We start from the raw sequence: 19,210 nt of genomic DNA on the forward strand, positions 1-19,210 counted from the left end.
TTCCGGGGAATGGGAAGTCCGGCCCTGTGCCGAGCGGTGCCGGGTGACCGGCGTTTTTCAGGGGGTGTAGATCTCCTGGACCTTGACGATCTTGCCGCGATAGACGGTGATGAGCGCCGGATGACGGACGGTCTTCATCCGGGAGATCAGCTCACTCCGGGAGCACCGCTTCGACCCCAGGCCGCCGTCCGCCACCGTCACCGTGGTGCCCTTGCATCCGATGGCGCTGTAGAACACGACGTTCTTCGCCACGGGGGAGGCGTAGGCCGTGACGTCACCCTCCGGCGGTCCCTCGAAGTGCCCCTCCGTGTGGCCGGTCCTGTCCTTCACCCACCTGATCGGCTCGTATTCCGCCACCCCGGACCGGTAGTGCGTGACCCAGCCCCGCAGGATGCCGTCGTGTCGCGGCGAAATGTGCTTGGTGAAGTCGTGGTGGGGGTCGCTCTGGAACGACGTGCCGTACGCCTTGGGCTTGGCGAACTTCGGCATGGTCGCGGCGTCGGCCGGGAGCGCCGCGGCGGAGAGCAACGCGGCGGCCGCGGCGGCGGGGAGAACAACGCGGAGCGAGGTCGTGAGCTTCATGTCCTGTTGGAGTCCGGGCCCCGTGGAAAGGTTCACGCGGCCCGGACCGAATCCCCTGGCCCGGATCACCCTCGCCCCCGTCGACCGGGGAGCGACGCCTCAGCGGACCTCGGGCTCGTCCCGCCGCGAGGCGTCCGCCGTGGCTCTGAGCCGGGCGTTCTCCTCTTCGAGCGCCCGCAGCCGCTCCTCGACGTCCGGGGAGACCGGTGCCGTACGGGCCCGGGCGGCCGGGGCGTCGTCCTCGTCGCCGAGCCTGCCGGTCTCCCTCTTGAGGATCCGCAGCGACTGCCCGACGGCCTTCGCGGTGTCCGGCAGCTTCTTGGCGCCGAAGAGCAGCACGAGCACCACGAACACGATCATCCAGTGAACAGGGCTCAGCGAACCCATGGCGGGGTTCTCCTCTGGTCGTCGTTTTCCCTGCTCACAGGCTATGTCATCGGGTGTGCGGGCCGGCGTGCGGCGTCCGGTCGGACGGCGGGCCGCAGCGCGAGCCGGACGCCGATGTGGGCGTGGGCGGCCAGCAGCCAGGCGGCGCTCACCCACACCGAGGCGGTGGACCCGGCGAAGATCTGCGCCGCCATCGTGACCGGGAACCACAGGCCGGCGAGCAGCGGCAGCCAGCGCAGGGCGCCGCGGTAGCGGCCGGTGACCGCCACGGCGATGCCGAGGACCAGCATGCCGAACATGCTGAGCGGCCAGCAGGCGTCGAGGATCATCAGAGGGAGCGGGAAGTCGTCGTGGGTGGCGTAGCCGAACGAGAGCGCGTTCAGCAGGAACGCGCCGGGAAGCGACACGAGCAGGCCCGCCGGGATGATCCGGCCCCACCCGGCACCGGTGGCGCGGGTGGCCAGCACGAGCGCGACGAAGCCGAACACCCCGGCGACGAACAGCATCCCGGTCAGGGTGTCGAGCGTCTGGATGCCCTTCTGGATGTCGTCGCCGACGATGACCGTGCCGGCCGCCCAGGCCGCCGCTCCGGCGGCCAGCAGCACCCCGGCCGGCCGGGTCCAAGGTGGTGCGGCCGGAGCGGCAGCCGCCGTCGGCGCCGGTTCCTGCGGATTGACGTTGCTGGGCGTGATGTGAACGGACATGGTCGTTCCCTCCTGGCGGAAGCCTTCGTCGCGCGTCCCTGACCGGTCGCGCCGAGACCGGTGGTGCCGCGACCACGGTCTCCGTGCCGCGTCCCGGGCCGACAGAGAGCGAGGCCACCACCGCGCCCGCACCGATCAGGGGCAGGCGTCCCGGGCGGAGACGGGACACCGGTCCCATGCCGGGAAGGGCGGCCCTGTGGCACGCTGGACCGCGTGCCCGGCCCTTCTGACGCGTCTCGCCGTCTCGGGGCCGCCGCGACGGTGCTCGCGGCCCTGTCCGTCGTCGCCGCCGTGTCCGCCATCTGGATCGAGATCGCGACCGGGCCGGTTACCCGGCCCGAGCCGCTCGACTGGCCCGCATGGTCGTCCAGCGTTCCGGGCGTGGCCCTCGCCGTCGCGGGCGGGGTGCTGGCCGCCCGCCTGCCCGCGCACCCGATGACCTGGCTGCTGATCGGCGGCGGCGTGGTGTCCTGCCTCAACGGCCTCGCCGCCGGCTACGCCGTCCTGTCCCTCACCCGGCACGCCGGCACGCTGCCGCTCACCGGCGCCGCCGTGTACGCGGGGGCGAGGCTCGGGCCGCTGCTCAACCCGCTGCCGCTGCTCGTGCTGCTGTTCTTCCCCGACGGCAGGCTGCCGTCGCCGCGCTGGCGGTGGGCCGCGTCGCTGTCGCTCGGCGCCACCGGCCTCGCGGTTCTCGTCTTCCTCACCGTTCCATGGCGGGCGCAGTCGCCGGAGGAGCCCTGGCGGGGCCCCGGGCTCGACCTGCCGATGCCGCCTCTGCCGGACGCCTTCTGGCGGGTCGCGATGGCCCTCACCCCGGCGGCGCTCGTGCTGAGCCTGCTGGTGTCGCTCGCGGCCTTCGTCCGGCGCTTCCGCGGGTCGTCCGGCGCGCGCCGCGCGCAGTTGCGTTGGATGCTGCTGGCGGCCCTGCTCAACGGCGTGCTGATCTTCGTGCCCGCCGTGGTCGAGGGGGTGCCGCAGGATCTCGCGTTCGTCGTCTCCCTGGTCGCGATCGCCGCCGCCGTCCTGGTGGCCGTCGGCCGATACCGGCTGTACGACATCGACCCCGTGCTCGGCTGGACCCTCCTCTACGGCGGCCTGGCGGTCGCCGTGGTCGCGATCGACGTCCCCGTCTTCGTGGGGCTGGGCGCGCTCATCGACGAGCCGGTCGCGGCCGTGCTCGCCGCCGCCGCGGTCGCCGTCGTCTACGCGCCGCTGCGCGAGCGGGTCCGCCGCTGGGTGGGCCGCGTCCTCGCCGGCCGGGCGGAGCCGTACGACGTGGTCTCGGCCCTGGCCCGGCGGCTGGAGGAGTCGGTCAGCCCGGAGGAACTGCTGCTCACCGTGGCCAGGGCGGTGTCCACGGCACTGCGCTCGCCGTACGTGCGGGTGGAACTCGACCGCGCCGACGGCCGCACCCTCGTGGTCGAGCACGGCGCCCGGCGCGACGACGTCCTCGTCCTTCCCTTCGCCTACCGCGCGGCCCCGATCGGCCGCCTCGTCCTCGTCCCGCGCGCGGGCGCGCCGCTCGCCGACGCCGACCAGCGGCTGCTCGCCGACGTCGTACGGCAGGCCGCGGCGGCCGTACGGGCCACGGCCCTGGCCGAGGAGCTCCAGCACAGCAGGGAACGCCTGGTGACGGGCATCGAGGAGGAGCGCCGCAGGCTGCGCAGGGACCTCCACGACGGGCTGGGGCCCACCCTCGCCGCCGCTGCGCTCAAGGTCGAGGCCGCGGGCAACCTGGTGACCCGGGACCTCGACGCCGCCCGCGAGGCGCTGCACGAGGTGCGGTCGGACCTGTCGTCCGTGCTCGGCGACGTACGCCGGCTCGTCCACAACCTGCGCCCGCCGGCCCTGGACCAGTTCGGCCTGGCGGGAGCGCTGCGGCAGGAGGCCACGCGGTTCCGGGAGGGCGGGCTGACCGTACGCGTGGACGCCGCGGGCGACCTGGCCGGGCTGCCGGCCGCGACCGAGGTGGCGGCCTACCGGATCGTCTGCGAGGCTCTGGTCAACGTCGCGCGGCACGCGGACGCCGGCACCTGCGAGGTCCGCCTGACGGCGACCGGAAGCGAACTGGAGGTCGAGGTGCTCGACGACGGGAGAGGGGTGCGGCCGGGAGCTCTGGTCGGCGTGGGCCTGGTCGGCATGCGGGAGCGCGCGGAAGAGCTCGGCGGGAGCTGCTCCGTCACCTCCCGCGACGGCGGCGGGACCCGCGTCCACGCCGTCCTCCCCGCGGAGGCGACGCGATGACCGCCGGCCCGTCCCCCGACGGCGCCGGGATGCCCACGGTGCTGCTCGCCGACGACCACCCCGTCTACCGCAACGGCCTGCGGATGATGCTCGCCTCCACGGGCGAGGTCGAGGTGGTCGGCACCGCGGCCGACGGCGAGGAGGCCGTCGCGCAGGCGATCGGGCTCCGTCCGCGCGTCGTCGTCATGGACCTGCAGATGCCGCGGCTCGACGGCGTCCAGGCCACCCAGCGCATCGTGGAGGCCTGCCCGGAGACCCACGTGCTCGTGCTGACCATGCACGAGGACGACGAGAGCGTCTTCTCCGCCATGCTGGCCGGAGCCCGGGGCTACCTGCTCAAAGGCGCCGACCAGACGGAGATCCTGCGCGCCATCGCGGCCGTCGCCGGCGGCGAGGTCATCTTCGGGCCCGCGCTGGCCGGGCGGGTGACCCGCTACTTCAGCAGGCTCGCCACCGTCCGGCCGCTGCGGGAGGAGCCGTTTCCGCAGCTCACCGCGCGGGAACGGGAGATCCTCGACCTCATCGCGGCCGGCCTGTCCAACACCCGCATCGCCGAGCGCCTGTCGCTGTCGCCCAAGACGGTGCGCAACAACGTGTCCAACGTCTTCGCGAAGCTGCAGGTCGCCGACCGGGCCCAGGCGATCGTACGGGCCCGTGAGGCCGGTTTCGGCCGCTGACCCGCATCACGTCCGTCGCTCCGAGCACTGGGGATCATGGAACTCGAAGGGAGGGAGCGCGGAACCCCCCGCCTGCTGGAGCAGCCGGTCCCCCCTGACTGCGATGGGCGCCGTGCGACTGCGATGGGCACCGTGCGACTGTGTTGGGCAAGATCTTGGTCGGTACGGCCTCCTGGACGGACAAGTCGCTGCTCGCCTCAGGCTGGTATCCGCCCGAGGCGCGCACACCCGAGGCCAGGCTCGGCTACTACGCGGGCCGGTTCCCCCTGGTGGAGGTGGACGCCACCTACTACAACCCGCCGGCCCGGCGTACGGCCGAGCTGTGGCGTGACCGTACGCCGAAGGACTTCACCTTCAACGTGAAGGCGTTCTCCCTGCTCACCGGGCATCCGACCCGGTCGGCCGCGCTCTACAGGGACCTGCGGGCCGTGCTGGGGGAGCCCGGGCGGACGCTCTACCGGCGCGACCTCCCCCCGGAGGTCGTCGAGGAGGTGTGGCGCCGGTTCCTCGGCGCGCTGGAGCCGTTGCACGAGTCGGGGAAACTCGGCGCGGTGCTGTTCCAGTTCCCGCAGTGGTTCCCGCCGGGCGGCGCGCACCGCCGCTACATCCTCGAATGCCGCGACCGCTGTCTGCCGATGCGCGTGTGCGTCGAGTTCCGCAACGCGGCCTGGATGGACGAGGCCACCCGGGGGGACACCCTCGACTTCCTGCGCGCCAACGACGTGCCGTACGTCGGGGTGGACATGCCGCAGGGGCATCCCTCGTCGGTCCCGCCGGTGCTCGCGGCCACCTCCGACCTCGCCGTCGTCCGCCTGCACGGTCGCTCGGAGAAGTGGACGAGCCGCGTCATCGAGGAGCGGTTCGGCTACCTCTACTCGGAGGAGGAACTTCGGCACTGGGCCGGCCGGATAGCGGACCTCGCCGCCCGTACGGCGACCACGCACGTGCTGACCAACAACTGCTGCGCCGACAACTCCCAGCGCAACGCCGCACGCCTGGCCGACCTGCTCGAAGAGCGGGGCGCCGACGTCGTCCGACCGTCCGCCGGGGCGCCCTGAGACACCCTTGGTGCCCGGTGACCTGTGCGGACAGCGCGGTGGATGGCGGCGCTTATTTCGATGGCACCGGGATAACGCGTGTCGTTAGTCTCGATCCGGTGATCTACGAGCACCCCTTGGCGTACCTGCTCGGGCTCGAGGGCGTCGCCTTGTTGCGTTCCTTCACCGGCCGGTTCGACCGCGGCTTCGTGGATTCGCGGATCGCGGAGATCCGCCGGCTGCTCGACGACGAGGCACTGGCGGAGGCGGCCGTGGAGGTCGCGCGCGTGGACACGACGGAGGGCTACCGCATCTGGTCCGGCTCCTATGACGGCCCGAACGGCTTGTTCGACATCGACGAGCCCATCATCGGCGCGATCGTCGACACCCTGCCCCTGGGCGTCGCCCTGGACGCCGCCTGCGGAACCGGCCGGGTCGCGGCGTCGCTGGCCGAACGGGGTCATCGGGTGCTGGGCGTGGACAGCTCGCCCGACATGCTGGCACACGCGCGTGCCCGGGCACCGCTCGGCCGGTTCCTGCTCGGGGACCTGCATGACCTGCCGGTGCCGGACGGCGCCGTGGACCTGGTGGTGTGCTCTCTGGCACTGACCCATGTCCCCGCGCTGCGGCCGGTGATGACCGAGTTCGCCAGAGTCCTGCGTCCGGGCGGACATCTGATCGTTTCCGACATGCACCCCGAAGGGGTCGGACGGGGCTTCGTCCCGCCCGTACGTCGAGCAGACGGCGAGCCGGGAAGGATCTCCACCCATCAGCACTCGATAGGCGATTACCTGCGCGCCGCGCTGCCGGCCGGATTGCACGTGCGACGCTGCGAGGAACCCAAGGCGGAGCGTCCCCGGCGGAGTGGGACGCCGTCCACGGCGGAGGCGGTAGGCGTCTGGGAGCTCTGGCCCTGGTGCCTCACCGACCTGGTGCCCGAGGCGGCAGAAGCCGCCAACGGCGACGTGCCGACGATGGTCGTCTGGCACTTCCAGCTTTCCGGGTGACACTGACAGGGCCCGATGCGGGCCGCCCGGAGTTCCGGGCGGCCCGCGAGGGGCGTCAGGCGGGGTTCAGATACCAGATCTGGTCACCCGCGACGATGCCGAGGCCGCCGTCGGTGTTGCCGGTGATCGTCTGCTGCTCCAGGGTGGTGCCGCTGCCCGGCGGGCTGTCGAGCACCTTCCCGCTGAAGCGGTTGACCAGATAGAACGTGCCGTCGGCGACCCGCCGCAAGGTCCATTGCCGGCTGGTCGCGGTGCCGCAGGTCGCCTGCCTGATCTGCACGCCGTTCGCGGTGCCGGCCGAGACCAGGTCCAGGCACTTGGCGCTGTTGACGTTCACCAGGTTCCAGTACGACCCGGTGGCCTGCAACCGCCACTGCTGGCTGGTCGCCCCCGACGGCGGGTTGTGGGTGACCAGCGTGCCGGAGGCGGTCGAGCCGCCGACCGGCTCGGCGTTGTCGCGGCTGCCCAGGCCCTGCAGGTAGTAGACGCTGTTGTTGACCGGGGCGATGCCGGTGACCTGGTTGAACACCCACTGCTGGTTGGTGGCGCCGGTGTAGGTCTGCTGCGTGACGGGCGATGGGTAGGAGCCGCTCGCGGTCAGCGCCAGGCCCGACAGCCAGTCGAAGATGGCGTACGTGTTGGTGCCGACCGGCAGGTAGGCGAAGCGCATGCCGTCCTGGCCGTTGCAGATGTACTGCAGCAGCGTCGTGCCGGGGGTGGTGCCGCTGTAGGAGCTGTCGGCGCACAGGCGGCTGCCGACGTTGATGAACTGCAGCCCGGTCGTGTAGCCCATGAGCCACTTCTGGTTGGGAGTGTCGACGCGGGCGCGCTGGCTCAGCTCGGTCAGCGCCCCGGTGGACGCGCCGATGGGTTCGAGCGCCCCTCCCGTGGCCACGTTGGTGACGACGTAGGTGTTGCCGACCTTGGGATGGGGTCGCTGTCGGCCGTGCTCCCGGCGATGAGGTACGCGCTGTTGGCGGTGTTCCAGTGTGCGTGGCCAGGTAGCTGCCGGCGGCCGGGGCGGCGTTGTAGTAGTCGTCCCGGTTGCAGTCGGGCAGGCGGTAGTCGTTCCACTGGAGGCAGTTCCACGACGGGGTGCCGCCGTAACACATGAGGTCCCACTGGTCCAGGCAGTGCCAGCTGCCGTCGGAGTGCGCCGCGCTCATCTGTACGGCGCCGAAGGTGTGCCCGAGTTCGTGGGCGATGGCGTTGGCGCCGAAACAGCCCGGGATGGCGTCGACGCGGGCGTAGGCCAGGCCGTTGTTGAGATTGGCGGCCCCGGTCGTCAGGTCGTCACCCTTGATCTCGCCCATGCCGCAGATCACGGTGGCCTCGGTGAGCATGAGGTAATGCCGGTCCGTGCTGGTGTAGCCGAGGGCCTTCACGGCGTTGACGCCTGAGTCGAAGTCCGTCAGCGACCCGGCCGGGACCACGAGGTTGCGCACGACGAGAGCGCAACCGCCGGACACCGATGTGGTCGCGTAGCGGATGTGCCGGCTGCGGCTTGAGGTCGCCGCGGCGATAAGATATCTCTCAAAAGATTGACAGGCGCAGTCAATTCATCAATGGGTATTTCGGTTACGCCGTTTTCGGTGATCCGGTGAGGGTGCGGGGAGGCGAATCGCGAGGGCGGAGAACGCGTCCATGGGTGAGGGAAGACGAGAGATGTCAACGCCGCTAACTGCCGGGGAACTCTCGGATGTGCGGGAATCCGCGGAGCGTCGTCCGAATCGTCGAATTCACGGCTCCACCGATTGTTGTTTCGCTCCTGTGCCGAATCCTCGTGTCCGGGATCGGCGTTCGGTCGCTCCTCGACGTGGCCCTGCGGGGTGACGTGCCCCGCCGACCGGCTCGGCCGGAAATCGGTTGTCCGGAGGATCAGGGGGACCTAGTTTTTGGTGGTCGTCGTCTCAGGGGAGGACTGCAGGTGCTGGGTGCGAGGGTGCACGCCTATCTCAGGTCGGCGGCCGGGACTCGGGCACGCCGGGTCGGACCGTTCGTGATCCGGTTCGACGAGCATGACGACGCCCCCTGGTTCAACTACGCCGTTCCCGACGACGACGTCGTACCGACGGCGGACGAGGTCGCCGCGCTGGTCGCGGCGTTCCGCGAGCGGGCCAGGACTCCCCGGCTCGAGTACGTGCCGGAGGCGGCGCCGAAGCTGGAAGACGCGCTGCTCGCGGCCGGGTTCACGGCCGAAGGCCGCTTTCCGCTCCTGGTCTGTCCCCCGGACGAGGTGGTGGACGCGCCGCTCGACGCCTCCGTGCGGCTCACTCTCGTGACCGACGACCAGGACCTCTGGCAGGTCGCACGGGTCACGAACGAGGCGTTCGAGGTGCCCGAGACGACCGAGCACGACGTCGCACGATCCCGGCGGGTGCTGGACCGCGGTGGGCTCGTGGCCGCCGCCGTCGACGCCGTGACCGGGGAGTTCGTCGGCGCCGGGGAGATCGGTGGCCCCCATGAGGGGACCGCCGAGGTGGCGGGCATCGCGGTGCGCTCCTCACACCGGCGGCGCGGCATCGGGGGAGCCGTCACGGCGTTGCTGACCCGCGCGGGTCGTGACGCGGGGATCACATTGCCGTTCCTCACGCCCGCCGACGACGGAGCCGCACGGGTCTACGCCCGCGTCGGCTACCGAAAGGTCGGCGAGGCCCTGTACATCTCGCTTCGCTATTAGTAGTCGGCCTCCAGCAGCGGGGATTCACCTTGCCGACGTTGTGCGGAAGCTTCCGTATCTGGTTTTCTGCGGCGGGTTTGCTCGGCCCATGCGGCCACCGGAGGTCCTGCCGCGCCCAGGCCCGCGAAGAACGCGCCGAGGAGTAGCCATCCCGCGTGTCCGAGCGCAAGGACTGCTCCGGTCAGGATCACAGGGGCGAGGGCTTGGCCTGCGTCGAAGCCGATACCGAAGAGGCCCTGATACTGCCCGTGGGCATGCTCGGGCGCGAGACCGAAGCCGAGCGCGAAGCCGGCCGACGACTCCCACACCTCTCCGACGCTGTGGACGCACACGGCGAGGACAGCGAGTGCCGGTGCGACCCACGCGGGAACATCAGCTGTCAGCGCCATCAACGGACAGCTGACGAGGAAAAGGAGCCCGGCGAGGCGGAATGCGCGGCCGCCCTGTCGTGGGGTTTCCACCTTCGAGCCGAGTCTGCGTTGGAGCAGCACGCAGACGCCGCTGTTGATCGCGTAGACCGCTGCCACGGTCCAGTGCGGTGCGTCTGTGTGGGCGGTGAGCCAGATCGGCAGCAGTAGGGAGACGGTCTGGTACTGCAGGCCCATGCCACTGTAGAGCGCGACGAAGGACACGTACGGCCGGTCGGCCAGGACGGACCACTGACGGTGCGCCTTGGGCCGGGGCAGAGGCCGGTAGTTCGGGACGCCCAGGAACACGATCAGTCCGGCGCAGGCGAAGCTCGCGGCGTTTGCGAGGATCAGTCCGGTGTAGGCAGGGCGAGTGTCCATCTGGATGGCGAAGGCCGCACCCAGGGTGCCCACGACGACGCCGAGATTGACGAAGGTGCGGAGTCTGGCCCGGAAGGCGGCAGGACGTTCACCGCCGACTCGTGCGATGAGCGCACCGCCCGCGGCGCCGCTCGCCGTGGCGGCCAGCCGGTCCAGCGTGGCGACGAGCGTGAACGCGAGCCAACTGTCGATGAAGACGAAAGCCGCCATTGTGGCGGCTTGTAGGGCGAGGGCCATCAGCCAGATCGTGCGTGGGCCGTACCGGTCGGCTAGATTCCCCGCCGGTATTCCGGCCGCCAAGCCGCTCAGGCCGGCGATCGTCAGCCCCGCTCCTACCTGTGTGGCGGGCAGGTGCACCACGAGCGTGAAGTAGAGGATGGCAGCGGTGTTGAAGAGACCATTGCCTACCCTGCTGACGAAACTGGCGATGATCAGAGCTCGCTGCGGACCGGAAGCCGGCCCGCTGGGTGCCCGTTGCCTGGACCCCCTTCTGATCATGCCGATCAGGCTAACAGGCGGCACTTCACAGCGACGGTCAGCCCGCCGCCCGTGCCACGCCACAGGCCGTGCCGGGCGGACGGCGGTGCAGCGGTGGAGCGTCCGCAAGCGCCGTTTCAGCCGCCCAGCGTGACCGCGCGGCGTACGTCGCCGGCGTAGGCCTCGGGCTGTTCCCAGGCTGCGAAGTGGCCCCCGGCACGGTGTTCCACATAATCGCGAACGTTCAGGAACGCCTCGGCGTAGCTTCGCGGCTCCGGTTTGATGTCGCGCGGAAACACGGAGAGCACGGTCGGCGTGTCGATCCGGTCAGGGAGGGCGACCGGTTCGACATAGGTGGCGAAAGATGTGCCGATCGTTCCGGTGACCCAGTAGGCGGTGACCCAGGTGAGAAGCTCGTCCGCGGTGAAGGCCGACTCGTCGGACCAGGACTCCAGTTTCTCGACGATCCACGCCGCGAGGCCGGCGGGTGAGTCGCCGAGGGCGACCGCGAGCGTGTTCGGCCGCGTCGACTGCTCCGCGATGTACCCGCCCTCGGTCCGGAACCACTGCGCCGACCGGCCGAGGTAGGCCGCCGCGTCGGGCGCGAGCTCGGCCGGGTCCGCCGTGAGCGCACGCTGCGGGGCAACGTTCGTGAGGTGCAGGGCAGCCACCCGGTCCGGGTGTGCTGCCGCGAGGACTTCCGCGACGGCGCCACCCACGTCGCCGCCGGACAGCGTGTACCGCGAGTAACCGAGCTCGTCCAGAGCGTCCGCGACGATCCCGGCGATCCGGTTGACCGACATGCCGGGAACGGTGAGCGGGGCCGCGAACGGGAAGCCCGGCAGTGCGGGAACCACCACGTGCATGTCCGCGAGCAAGGGCAGGACGCGCTCGAACCGCAACACCGAGTCCGGCCAGCCATGCAGCAGCACGACAACCGGGGCACCGGGATCCGCGGACCGCTGGTGGATCATACGCAGGTCGGTGTCGCCTGCCTGCACCGTCACCCAAGGCAACTCGCCGATGCGGCGCTCGTGCACCCCCCAGTCGTACCCGTTCGCCCAGCGTTCGAGCAGTTCGTCGAGGTGGGTGCCGCTGATGCCGCGCGTCCCGTCGTCGCTCCACGGGATCGTGACACGCCGCGTCCGCTGGAGTCGTTCCCGCATCTCGTCGTTCATGTGTATCAGCGTACACATGATGTGTATGCTCGTACACATGACCGTCCGCAATGCGGCCGCGACCAGGCAGCGGATCCTGGAGCACGCGCAACGCCAGTTCGCCAAGCACGGGTACGCGGCGACCACAGTCAAAGGCGTGGCCGACGCGGCCGGCGTGTCGCCCAACCTCATCACGCGCTATTTCGGCGGCAAGGACGGCCTTTTCCTGGCGGCAACCCGGGTGGAGATCCCGGTCTCCGCCTCCTTCGACGGCGACCGTTCCGCGCTGGGTGCGCGCCTCGCGGCGAGCATCGTCCGGCGCTGGTTCGGCGCACCCGGAGAGGATCCGCTGCTTGTGCTGCAACGCGCGTCCGGTGAACGCCCGGAGGCGGCGGAGGCGCTGGCCGCCTTCCTCGACACGAACTCGCTGGAACCGCTGCACCGCTACCTGCGCGACAGCGGCCTGGACGATGCGGACGCCCGCAGCCGGGCCGCAGCGATCGACGCCTTCGTGCTCGGCGTCTCGACCCGCCGCCGGGTCCTGCGTTCCGAACTCGGCGACCCCGCTGATCTCCAGGCCTGGCTGAGCGCCACCATCCAGCGCCTCGCCGACGGGTGAGGCACGACAGCGAGAAGCGCTGAAACTCCGCTTCCGGTCAGCACCTGCGGTCCAGTTATCGACATCTGCCCGACCACCGCGATCACTTCCGCTTCGGGGGAGGGCGGGAGAAGAGTGACGATGTCCACGCCCGGCGCCCCGATGCGGTGAGTCGCGGCGCCGGCCGGTCGCCGGCTGAGGCTCGGCTGTCGTGAAACTTTCGTAGGTATTTCGGAAAAATCCCTGCGGCATTAGCGGTAATCCTGCCGCGAACAGCACCATCGTCCTCCTTGTGGGCGTGCGTGAAACACCCTCCGGTTTGGGCCTTGCGGTGGCTGCAACATTTCGGTGATGCTTCGAAAACATTCGCCTCCCACTCGGCCCGCGGTTCTCTCCGGACCTGTGACAGGTCCGGGACCCTCAGGAGGAAGGACGCACTGTCGTGAAAGGTTTCAAGGTCCCGGCGGCAACACTGGCGAGACCGGCGCAGGCCGGGCCCGCACACTCCATCGCTGCCGGTCGGCCCTTCCGCGGAGGCGCCCGATGATCGACGATGTCACTTCCGGCGGCGGGAGCCGCGCCCCGGACGGCCGCCGCGCGCTCGTCATCGGCGCCGTCGCGGCGCTTGCGCTGGGTCTCGCGGTGTTCGAGATCCCCGGTGCGAACGCCGGTGTCGGCGCACTCGTGGGGACCGGAACGGCGCAGGCGGCGGCCGCCGGCGTCGAGGACGAGGGCGCCGACTGCGCGGTGTCCGACCTGGGAACGCGTACGGCCAACTCCAGGCTTCCCGATCCCTTCAAGAAGATCAACGGGCAGCGCATCACCTCCACGTCGGAGTGGAGGTGCCGCCGCGAAGAGATCAAGAAACTGGCTGAACGGTATGTCTACGGCGAGAAGCACGGCAAGCCGGCCGTCGTCACCGGGACGGTCTCCAGAACCGGCATCACGGTCAACGTGTCGGACAGCGGCAGGAGCGCGAGCTTCTCGGCGAGCGTGGATCTGCCGAGTGGCACCGGGCCGTTCCCGGCCGTCATCGTCTATGGAGGATTCGGCGCCGACACGGCCACCATCAAGGCGAGCGGCGCCGCCGTCATCAGCTACGACCCCTATACGGTCGGCAAGGAGGGCACGGCCCGCAACAACAAGCAGGGTGCCTACTACAGCATCTACGGCTCTTCGAGCAGCACCGGATTGCTCGCCGCCTGGGCCTGGGGCGTGAGCCGCATCATCGACGTCATCGAGCAGTCGGGCGGCAGCATCCTCAAGGCGGACGCGACCGGCGTCACGGGATGCTCGCGGTTCGGCAAGGGCGCCTTCACGGCCGGAGTGTTCGACCAGCGCATCGCGTTGACCATGCCGATCGAGTCGGGCAGCGCCGGCGTTCCCATCTTCCGCGGCATCGCCCAGGAGTCCGGCGCGCAGCCGCTGAGCAGCGCCTATTCCGAGCAGCCGTGGCTGGGAGACGCGTTCGGCTCCTTCACCGGCAACCCCGGTCAGCTGCCGGTGGACACCCACGAGATGGTGGGCATGATCGCCCCGCGCGGGCTGTTCATCATGGAGAACCCGCACGTCGACTGGCTGGGCGCCCAGTCGGGCAGCGTGGCCGCGCTGGCCGGAGCCGAGATCTACAAGGCGCTCGGCGCGGGAGACAACATCAGCTACTGGTCCGACGTACAGGACGGCACTCACTGCGCCACCCGGTCCGAATGGCGCACCCCGCTGCAGCAGAACATCCAGAAGTTCCTGCTGAGGACGGGCAACGCCCCCGCCGTGTTCCGGTTCTCGTCGAAGAAGCCCGGCAACCTGTCGCAGTGGAGAGACTGGACGACGCCGGTCCTGACCGACTCCAGCCCGTCTCCCAGCCCGAGCCCGAGCCGCTCGCCCAGCCCCAGCCCCTCGCCGAGCCCGTCACCCAGCCCCTCGCCCAGCGGGAGCCCGAACACCAGCCCGAGCCCGCCGGTGAGCCCGAGCCCGTCGCCGTCCGGCGGGGTGTCCGGAGCGTGCTCGGCGACGTTCCGAGTGATCAACTCCTGGTCCGGCGGCTGGCAGGGTGAGGTCGCGGTGCGCGCGGGGAACTCCGCGATCAACGGCTGGACCGTGAACTGGACCTGGCCCGGTTCGCAGACCATCACCCAGATATGGGGAGGCGTACGCTCGGGCTCCGGTGCGAACGCGACGGTGCGCAACGAGGCGTGGAACGGCTCGGTCGCGGCCAACGGGAGCACGACCTTCGGCTTCATCGCCGGAGGGTCCTCGGCCACCCCGGCGGCCACCTGCACCAGCCCGTGACCTTCCTGGTCACGAGCGATCGAACTGCGATGATCGAGGCCCGCGGCGGCCGCGCCGCGGGCCCTCGGCATGTCTACGCCGCGCCGATGGTTCGCGATCCCTGCGGATCGTCCTCGCGTTTGTGTCTGCGCTGTGCCGACGGTGGGGCGCCGCCTCGGTCAGTGACCGAAAAGCATGACGAGGCCGACGATGACGAAGTGGACGAGCACCGCGAACACCAGGACGCTGGCGAAGATCCACTTGGCGGGGCCGTGCTCGAAGTGCTTGCTCTCCTTCATCGGCGGACGCTTGGCGACGCGGTCGGCGATGCGCTCTTCGAGGCTCTTCCTACGGGCCATGACACTTCCTGTGTTCTCGGCGCTGCTTAGTGCACTAACAGTTAGTGTACTAATCCAGTAGCATGGCGGTGGAGGTGCACATGAGTGACATTGGCGACATCGTCGACCCGCTGGCTCTGGAGAACCAGGTCTGCTTCGCCCTGGCTGTCGCCTCGCGGTCGGTCATCGGTCTCTACCGGCCCCTGCTCGAACCGATGGGTCTGACCCACCCGCAGTATCTGGTGATGCTGGCCCTATGGCAGTACGCGCCACTGTCGGTCAAGGATCTCAGCCGGCTGCTGCAGCTGGAGCCGGCCACGCTGTCGCCGCTGCTCAAGCGCCTGGAGGCCGCCGGCCTCGTCGAGCGCCGCCGCGCCAGCGACGACGAGCGTTCCCTGGCGATCGTGCTGACCGGCGAGGGACGCGCACTGCGTCAGCAGGCCGAGAAGGTCCCCGTGGCGATCGTCGAGCGGCTGGGGATGGAGCTGACCGAACTGCAGAGTCTGCACCAGGCGCTGACCCGGGTGATCGCCGCCGCCAACGGCGCCCACCTCGCCGGACAGCGATAGAACCCGCACCCCGGGGCTCATTCCTGCGGTATGACCCGCTCTCCTTCACCCACGGGCTCCTCGAATCCCGCCAGGTAGGACCGCAGAAGATCCTCGGACACCGTGACGCGGTTCGGCCCGCGCAGGGCGTTGCGCGCCGCGAGTCGCCGGCGCAGGGTCTCCGGGTTCGCCTTCAGGTAGACGAGCTCCCACCGATACCCGTGACTCTCGATCAGAGACTTGTACCGGTCGCGTGTCGCGCGCCGCCAGAAGCTGTAGTCCAGGACCACCCGTCGGCCTGCCCGCATCAGCCGCACAAGTTCGTGCCGTAAGGTCTCCTCGGCGTGAGCCTGATGGTCGGCGTACTCCTCCGGGTCGAGATGGCCGCCGTCGCGCCCGAGCCGTGCCCAGACGACTTCGTCGACGGACAGCCGGACGTAGCCGCGCCGCTCCAGTTCCCGCGCGTAGGTCGTCTTGCCCGAACCCGCGACGCCGCACATCATCACGACGTGCCGCTCCGTCTCGTCATCGAGCGGAGTGGTGGGACGTCCTGGTCCACGGTCGTCAGGAATGCCGGCCATGTCCCGACCGTACGTCGCCGGACTCGGCGGGACTCTCACCCGCCGTCGTACAGCTCGGGCGGGTGACTGTGCACCGCACCGCACCCGGTGCCGCTAGCCGCCGATACAGATCACGTAGATGGTGCCGCTGACGCCCTTGCCGTAGAGCCTCCAGCCGACCGCCTCGCCGTTGACGACGTACGGCGCATTCGTGGTGATGTAGGGCGCGCTCGCGCCGCTGCCGGCGATGAAGCCGCCGCCCGTGGCGACCATGTTGTCCGGGCACATGATGTCGTCGCTGCCGCCGTCGGCCGGCAGGTAGAGGGAGTCCGCTTTGGTGACGACGTTGGCGGATCCGCCCCCGGAGCCTGCGGGGCCCGCGGGTCCGGCCGGACCCGCGGGACCACGCGCGCCCGTCTCGCCCTTCGGGCCCTGGGGACCTGAGAGGCCGCGCTCGCCCTTGTCGCCCTTCGGACCCTGGGCGCCGGTGTCGCCCTTCGGGCCGGTGCCGCCGATGCCCACCGGACCCTGCGGACCGGTCTTGTTCCACGACACCTTGGTCTCGGTCGTCTTGCACATCGTCGTGGCGTTGACCAGGCGCACATACCGCGCCACCTTGGTCGGGAGTCACGCACCCGAATCCATCGCGGCGGGGATCTCACAAGGTGACGACGTTGCCGGTGAGGCGGGCCTGTTCGGCGGCCCACACCACGCGGTGGGTCATCAGGCTCTCGTCCGCGTCCGACCGCAGCAGGCCGGCGTCGCCCGAGGCCACGGCGGCGAGGAAGGCGTCCGTGAGGCCCTCGTCGCCGCCCCCGTGCCCGTCGGCCGCCGACGGGCCCTGCGCCTCGGACGTCGTCCCGTCGGCGCCCACGATGATCGTCTCCTCGGTGCCGGTGCGGAAGTCGACCACGCGCACGGTGTGGCCGTCGCCCTCGATGTAGCCGTGCGTCCCGGACAACCGCGTACGCCGGTGCTCCATGGGTGTGAACGCGCTCATCGTGAACGAGCACGTCGCGCCGTCGTCGAACTCCATCAGGACCTCCTGATGATCGACCACGTCGTTGTCGCACGCGTACACGCATCGCCCGTACGGCCCCGTACGCAGCGCTTCCAGCACGTCCGCCTCGGTGCGCCCCGGGGTGACGGCCGACAGCGGCCAGAACTCGCTCGACGGATCCCCGAGACACCCCAGGTAGAGCCGCGGCGCCGAGTAGGGGCACGACGGCTCGATCGGGCAGTCGAGGCACCTGTCGGCGGCCCCGGCGGGCCGGTCCTCGGGGCGGAAGTGCGAAAGGGAGCCGAACGACGAGACGCGGGCGGGCGGGCGGCCGAAGAGGTGGACGAGCCAGTCGATGTCGTGGCACGCCTTGGCCAGCAGCATCGGCGCGGAGGTGTCCTGCCGCCGCCAGTGCCCGCGGACGAACGAGTGCGCCTGATGCCACCACCCCACGGGCTCCAGGTGCTGGACGTTGACGAGCCGGCCGATTCGCCCGTCCTCCAGCAGTCCGCGTATCGCCCGCGTGTAGGGCGTGTATCGCAGCACGTGGCAGACCGCGAGCATGATGCCGTTGCGCCTGGCCGCCTCGGCGATCCTGGTCGCCTCCTGCTCGCTCGTGGACATCGGCTTCTCCAGGAGAATGTGGTAACCGAGGTCCGCCAGCGCCACCGCCGGTTCGGTGTGCAACCGGTCGTGCGTGGCGATGACCACCGCGTCGGCGACCCGGCCGCCCGCCGCCAGGTCCTTCCAGTCGGCGTGCGTGCGATCCGGCGTGATTCCGAACTCCTCGACGAAGACGGCACGCCGGAGGGGATCGGGATCGGCCACCGCCACGACGCGGCCGGCGCCCGTGTGGTGCGCGCGGCGCGCGTAGGTCAGCCCTCGCAGGCCTCCGCCGACGACGGCTAAAGTCACCTCAGTCATGGAACCTTCCCCGAATCAATATCATGGAGAGCATCATTATTCGTCCCGGGAAAGTCGACGGCAAGGGGGCCTCGATGGCTGAGGAGCCGAGCGGCGGTGACCTCTCACGGCTCAGGCAGCTCAACTCGCTTGCCGTGATCAAGGCGCTGCAGGGCGGGACGTCGCTCACGCTGACCGAGGTGGCCAAGCGCACCGGGCTTTCACGGGCCTCCACCGAGGACGTGGTTCGCGAGCTGCTGCAGAAGGGCTGGGTCACCGAGGCCGATCCCACCGCGGGCGGCGTGGGCCGCCCGGCCAGGCGCTACCGGTTCAGGGCGGAGGCGGGGCGGGTGCTCGGCATCGACATCGGCGGGCACAACGTCCGCGCGGTCGTCGCCGACTTGGACGGCGCCGTGCAGAGCAGCGCCCGCGTCCCCGTCACGCCCGAGATGGGCCGGGCCGAGCGCCTGGATGCGGTCGACCGCGCGGCGACCGAGTGCCTGGAGGCGGCGGGCCTGACCGGCGGCGACGTGTGGGCCTCGGGCGTCGGCACCACCGGCCTGGTGGACGGCGCCGGCAGGGTGGTGCTCTCCGAGGCGCTGCCCGAGTGGACCGGAGTCGACCTGGCCGCCCACGTGCGCCGTCTCGCCCCGGGGCCGGTGCTGGTCGAGAACGACAGCAGGCTCGCCGCGCTCGCGGAGTGCTGGCGCGGCGTGGCCCGCTACGCCAAGGACATGGTGTTCCTGCTGGCCGGCCTGCGCACGGGCGCGGGCCTGGTCATCGACGGCAAGCTGCACAAGGGGTTCGCCAACGCCTCGGGCGAGATCGGCGCGCTGCCGGTGCTCGGCTGGATCCGCGCGCAGGAGCATCTGAGCGCCGCCAGCGGCGAGGCCGGCGACGTGTTCGCCGCGGCCAGGGCCGGCGACAGGGCCGCGGCCACGGCCGTGCGCCGCTACGTCAGGGACCTGGCACTCGGCACGTCCGCGCTGGTCCTGGCGCTGGACCCGCAGATGGTCGTGGTCGGCGGCGGCTTCTCGCGCTCGGCCGACGTGCTCATCGAGCCGCTCAGGCGCGAGCTCGACCGCTGGTGCATCCGCACCCCGGAGGTACGCATGTCGGCGCTCGGCGAGGAGGGCGTGGTGCTCGGCGCCGTACGGCTGGCCCTCGACGACGTCGAGGACCGCGTGCTCGACGGCCGCACCCCGCTCGTGAGCCATCTGTAACACAGCCACCCTTGAACAAAATTTCACAG

Annotated in this window: 19 protein-coding genes and 1 pseudogene; 10 read left to right on the plus strand and 10 right to left on the minus strand. The window is 70.8% G+C overall.

Annotated elements, in window-relative coordinates; genetic code table 11:
- Positions 1 to 57: 57 nt before the first annotated feature.
- From IL992_RS16715 to IL992_RS16725, 3 genes are all read right to left on the minus strand, one after another.
- A complete protein-coding gene (locus tag IL992_RS16715; protein WP_193204268.1) occupies positions 58 to 582 on the minus strand; it encodes a hypothetical protein in 525 nt (174 codons plus the stop codon).
- A gap of 99 nt (positions 583 to 681) precedes the next feature.
- Positions 682 to 969: a Sec-independent protein translocase subunit TatA gene (tatA, locus tag IL992_RS16720; protein WP_193204269.1), complete on the minus strand. Its 288-nt coding sequence runs from the start codon at positions 967 to 969 to the stop codon at positions 682 to 684.
- Positions 970 to 1,010: 41 nt separating this feature from the next.
- Entirely contained in the window at positions 1,011 to 1,673 is a 663-nt protein-coding gene (locus IL992_RS16725; protein WP_193204270.1) for a hypothetical protein, read from the minus strand.
- A gap of 213 nt (positions 1,674 to 1,886) precedes the next feature.
- On the opposite strand from IL992_RS16725, the gene IL992_RS16730 reads away from it, so the two are divergent.
- The 4 genes from IL992_RS16730 (at position 1,887) to IL992_RS16745 (ending at position 6,641) form a co-directional block, all read left to right on the plus strand.
- Entirely contained in the window at positions 1,887 to 3,920 is a 2,034-nt protein-coding gene (locus tag IL992_RS16730; RefSeq protein ID WP_193204271.1) for a histidine kinase, read from the plus strand.
- Positions 3,917 to 4,597 (plus strand): response regulator, encoded by a 681-nt coding sequence (locus tag IL992_RS16735; protein WP_226873142.1) that lies wholly within the window; start codon positions 3,917 to 3,919, stop codon positions 4,595 to 4,597. The genes IL992_RS16730 and IL992_RS16735 overlap by 4 nt, the downstream gene beginning before the upstream one ends.
- A gap of 140 nt (positions 4,598 to 4,737) precedes the next feature.
- Positions 4,738 to 5,655 carry a DUF72 domain-containing protein gene (locus tag IL992_RS16740; RefSeq protein WP_319018602.1) on the plus strand — a complete coding sequence of 306 codons (918 nt, stop codon included), beginning with the start codon at positions 4,738 to 4,740 and terminating at the stop codon, positions 5,653 to 5,655.
- A gap of 98 nt (positions 5,656 to 5,753) precedes the next feature.
- Complete coding sequence (locus IL992_RS16745; RefSeq protein WP_193204272.1) at positions 5,754 to 6,641, plus strand: class I SAM-dependent methyltransferase; 888 nt, start codon at positions 5,754 to 5,756, stop codon at positions 6,639 to 6,641.
- Positions 6,642 to 6,696: 55 nt separating this feature from the next.
- Here IL992_RS16745 and IL992_RS16750 read toward each other — a convergent pair whose 3' ends face one another.
- Positions 6,697 to 7,629 (minus strand): RICIN domain-containing protein, encoded by a 933-nt coding sequence (locus IL992_RS16750; protein WP_226873229.1) that lies wholly within the window; start codon positions 7,627 to 7,629, stop codon positions 6,697 to 6,699.
- A 939-nt stretch (positions 7,630 to 8,568) separates the two neighbouring features.
- Between IL992_RS16750 and IL992_RS16755 the strand changes: the two genes are divergently transcribed.
- On the plus strand, positions 8,569 to 9,321 hold the full coding sequence (locus IL992_RS16755; RefSeq protein ID WP_193204274.1) for a GNAT family N-acetyltransferase: 753 nt from the start codon (positions 8,569 to 8,571) through the stop codon (positions 9,319 to 9,321).
- Here IL992_RS16755 and IL992_RS16760 read toward each other — a convergent pair.
- Positions 9,318 to 10,607: an MFS transporter gene (locus IL992_RS16760; RefSeq protein ID WP_193204275.1), complete on the minus strand. Its 1,290-nt coding sequence runs from the start codon at positions 10,605 to 10,607 to the stop codon at positions 9,318 to 9,320. The genes IL992_RS16755 and IL992_RS16760 overlap by 4 nt on opposite strands.
- 116 nt (positions 10,608 to 10,723) lie before the next feature.
- Complete coding sequence (locus IL992_RS16765; protein ID WP_193204276.1) at positions 10,724 to 11,764, minus strand: epoxide hydrolase family protein; 1,041 nt, start codon at positions 11,762 to 11,764, stop codon at positions 10,724 to 10,726.
- A 37-nt stretch (positions 11,765 to 11,801) separates the two neighbouring features.
- Here IL992_RS16765 and IL992_RS16770 point away from each other — a divergent pair, with 37 nt between their 5' ends.
- The 3 genes and pseudogenes from IL992_RS16770 to IL992_RS48950 all read left to right on the plus strand — a co-directional run bounded on the left by IL992_RS16770 (position 11,802) and on the right by IL992_RS48950 (position 14,630).
- Positions 11,802 to 12,362: a helix-turn-helix domain-containing protein gene (locus IL992_RS16770; protein ID WP_193204277.1), complete on the plus strand. Its 561-nt coding sequence runs from the start codon at positions 11,802 to 11,804 to the stop codon at positions 12,360 to 12,362.
- A gap of 522 nt (positions 12,363 to 12,884) precedes the next feature.
- Positions 12,885 to 13,922, plus strand: a pseudogene (locus IL992_RS48945) (glucuronyl esterase domain-containing protein); the annotation flags it as partial.
- A gap of 408 nt (positions 13,923 to 14,330) precedes the next feature.
- Positions 14,331 to 14,630, plus strand: coding sequence for a cellulose binding domain-containing protein (locus tag IL992_RS48950; protein WP_404804763.1), 300 nt, complete (start codon positions 14,331 to 14,333; stop codon positions 14,628 to 14,630).
- Positions 14,631 to 14,788: 158 nt separating this feature from the next.
- Here the strand turns inward: IL992_RS48950 and IL992_RS16780 are convergent, their stop codons facing one another.
- Positions 14,789 to 14,968 carry a hypothetical protein gene (locus tag IL992_RS16780; RefSeq protein WP_193204279.1) on the minus strand — a complete coding sequence of 60 codons (180 nt, stop codon included), beginning with the start codon at positions 14,966 to 14,968 and terminating at the stop codon, positions 14,789 to 14,791.
- An 80-nt stretch (positions 14,969 to 15,048) separates the two neighbouring features.
- Here IL992_RS16780 and IL992_RS16785 point away from each other — a divergent pair, with 80 nt between their 5' ends.
- A complete protein-coding gene (locus IL992_RS16785) occupies positions 15,049 to 15,516 on the plus strand; it encodes a MarR family winged helix-turn-helix transcriptional regulator (protein ID WP_193204280.1) in 468 nt (155 codons plus the stop codon).
- Positions 15,517 to 15,533: 17 nt separating this feature from the next.
- On the opposite strand, the gene IL992_RS16790 is transcribed toward IL992_RS16785, so the two are convergent.
- The 3 genes from IL992_RS16790 to IL992_RS16800 form a co-directional block, all read right to left on the minus strand.
- A complete protein-coding gene (locus tag IL992_RS16790) occupies positions 15,534 to 16,076 on the minus strand; it encodes an AAA family ATPase (protein ID WP_193204281.1) in 543 nt (180 codons plus the stop codon).
- 93 nt (positions 16,077 to 16,169) lie between these two features.
- A complete protein-coding gene (locus tag IL992_RS46255; protein WP_226873148.1) occupies positions 16,170 to 16,658 on the minus strand; it encodes a collagen-like protein in 489 nt (162 codons plus the stop codon).
- A 55-nt stretch (positions 16,659 to 16,713) separates the two neighbouring features.
- A complete protein-coding gene (locus IL992_RS16800) occupies positions 16,714 to 17,979 on the minus strand; it encodes a Gfo/Idh/MocA family protein (RefSeq protein WP_193204282.1) in 1,266 nt (421 codons plus the stop codon).
- 74 nt (positions 17,980 to 18,053) lie between these two features.
- Between IL992_RS16800 and IL992_RS16805 the strand changes: the two genes are divergently transcribed.
- Positions 18,054 to 19,181, plus strand: coding sequence for an ROK family transcriptional regulator (locus IL992_RS16805; RefSeq protein ID WP_193204283.1), 1,128 nt, complete (start codon positions 18,054 to 18,056; stop codon positions 19,179 to 19,181).
- Positions 19,182 to 19,210 lie beyond the last annotated feature (29 nt).

Origin of the sequence: Microbispora sitophila (genome assembly GCF_014892245.1) — a bacterium.
Taxonomy (GTDB): domain Bacteria; phylum Actinomycetota; class Actinomycetes; order Streptosporangiales; family Streptosporangiaceae; genus Microbispora; species Microbispora siamensis.

Excerpts from the sequence above, each read along its gene's own strand:
- IL992_RS16715 (WP_193204268.1), bottom strand. The coding sequence starts at position 582 with ATGAAGCTCACGACCTCGCTCCGCGTTGTTCTCCCCGCCGCCGCGGCC.
- tatA (WP_193204269.1), bottom strand. The coding sequence starts at position 969 with ATGGGTTCGCTGAGCCCTGTTCACTGGATGATCGTGTTCGTGGTGCTC.
- IL992_RS16725 (WP_193204270.1), bottom strand. The coding sequence starts at position 1,673 with ATGTCCGTTCACATCACGCCCAGCAACGTCAATCCGCAGGAACCGGCG.
- IL992_RS16735 (WP_226873142.1), top strand. The coding sequence starts at position 3,917 with ATGACCGCCGGCCCGTCCCCCGACGGCGCCGGGATGCCCACGGTGCTG.
- IL992_RS16760 (WP_193204275.1), bottom strand. The coding sequence starts at position 10,607 with ATGATCAGAAGGGGGTCCAGGCAACGGGCACCCAGCGGGCCGGCTTCC.
- IL992_RS16765 (WP_193204276.1), bottom strand. The coding sequence starts at position 11,764 with ATGAACGACGAGATGCGGGAACGACTCCAGCGGACGCGGCGTGTCACG.
- IL992_RS16770 (WP_193204277.1), top strand. The coding sequence starts at position 11,802 with ATGACCGTCCGCAATGCGGCCGCGACCAGGCAGCGGATCCTGGAGCAC.
- IL992_RS16780 (WP_193204279.1), bottom strand. The coding sequence starts at position 14,968 with ATGGCCCGTAGGAAGAGCCTCGAAGAGCGCATCGCCGACCGCGTCGCC.
- IL992_RS16785 (WP_193204280.1), top strand. The coding sequence starts at position 15,049 with ATGAGTGACATTGGCGACATCGTCGACCCGCTGGCTCTGGAGAACCAG.
- IL992_RS16790 (WP_193204281.1), bottom strand. The coding sequence starts at position 16,076 with ATGGCCGGCATTCCTGACGACCGTGGACCAGGACGTCCCACCACTCCG.
- IL992_RS16800 (WP_193204282.1), bottom strand. The coding sequence starts at position 17,979 with ATGACTGAGGTGACTTTAGCCGTCGTCGGCGGAGGCCTGCGAGGGCTG.
- IL992_RS16805 (WP_193204283.1), top strand. The coding sequence starts at position 18,054 with ATGGCTGAGGAGCCGAGCGGCGGTGACCTCTCACGGCTCAGGCAGCTC.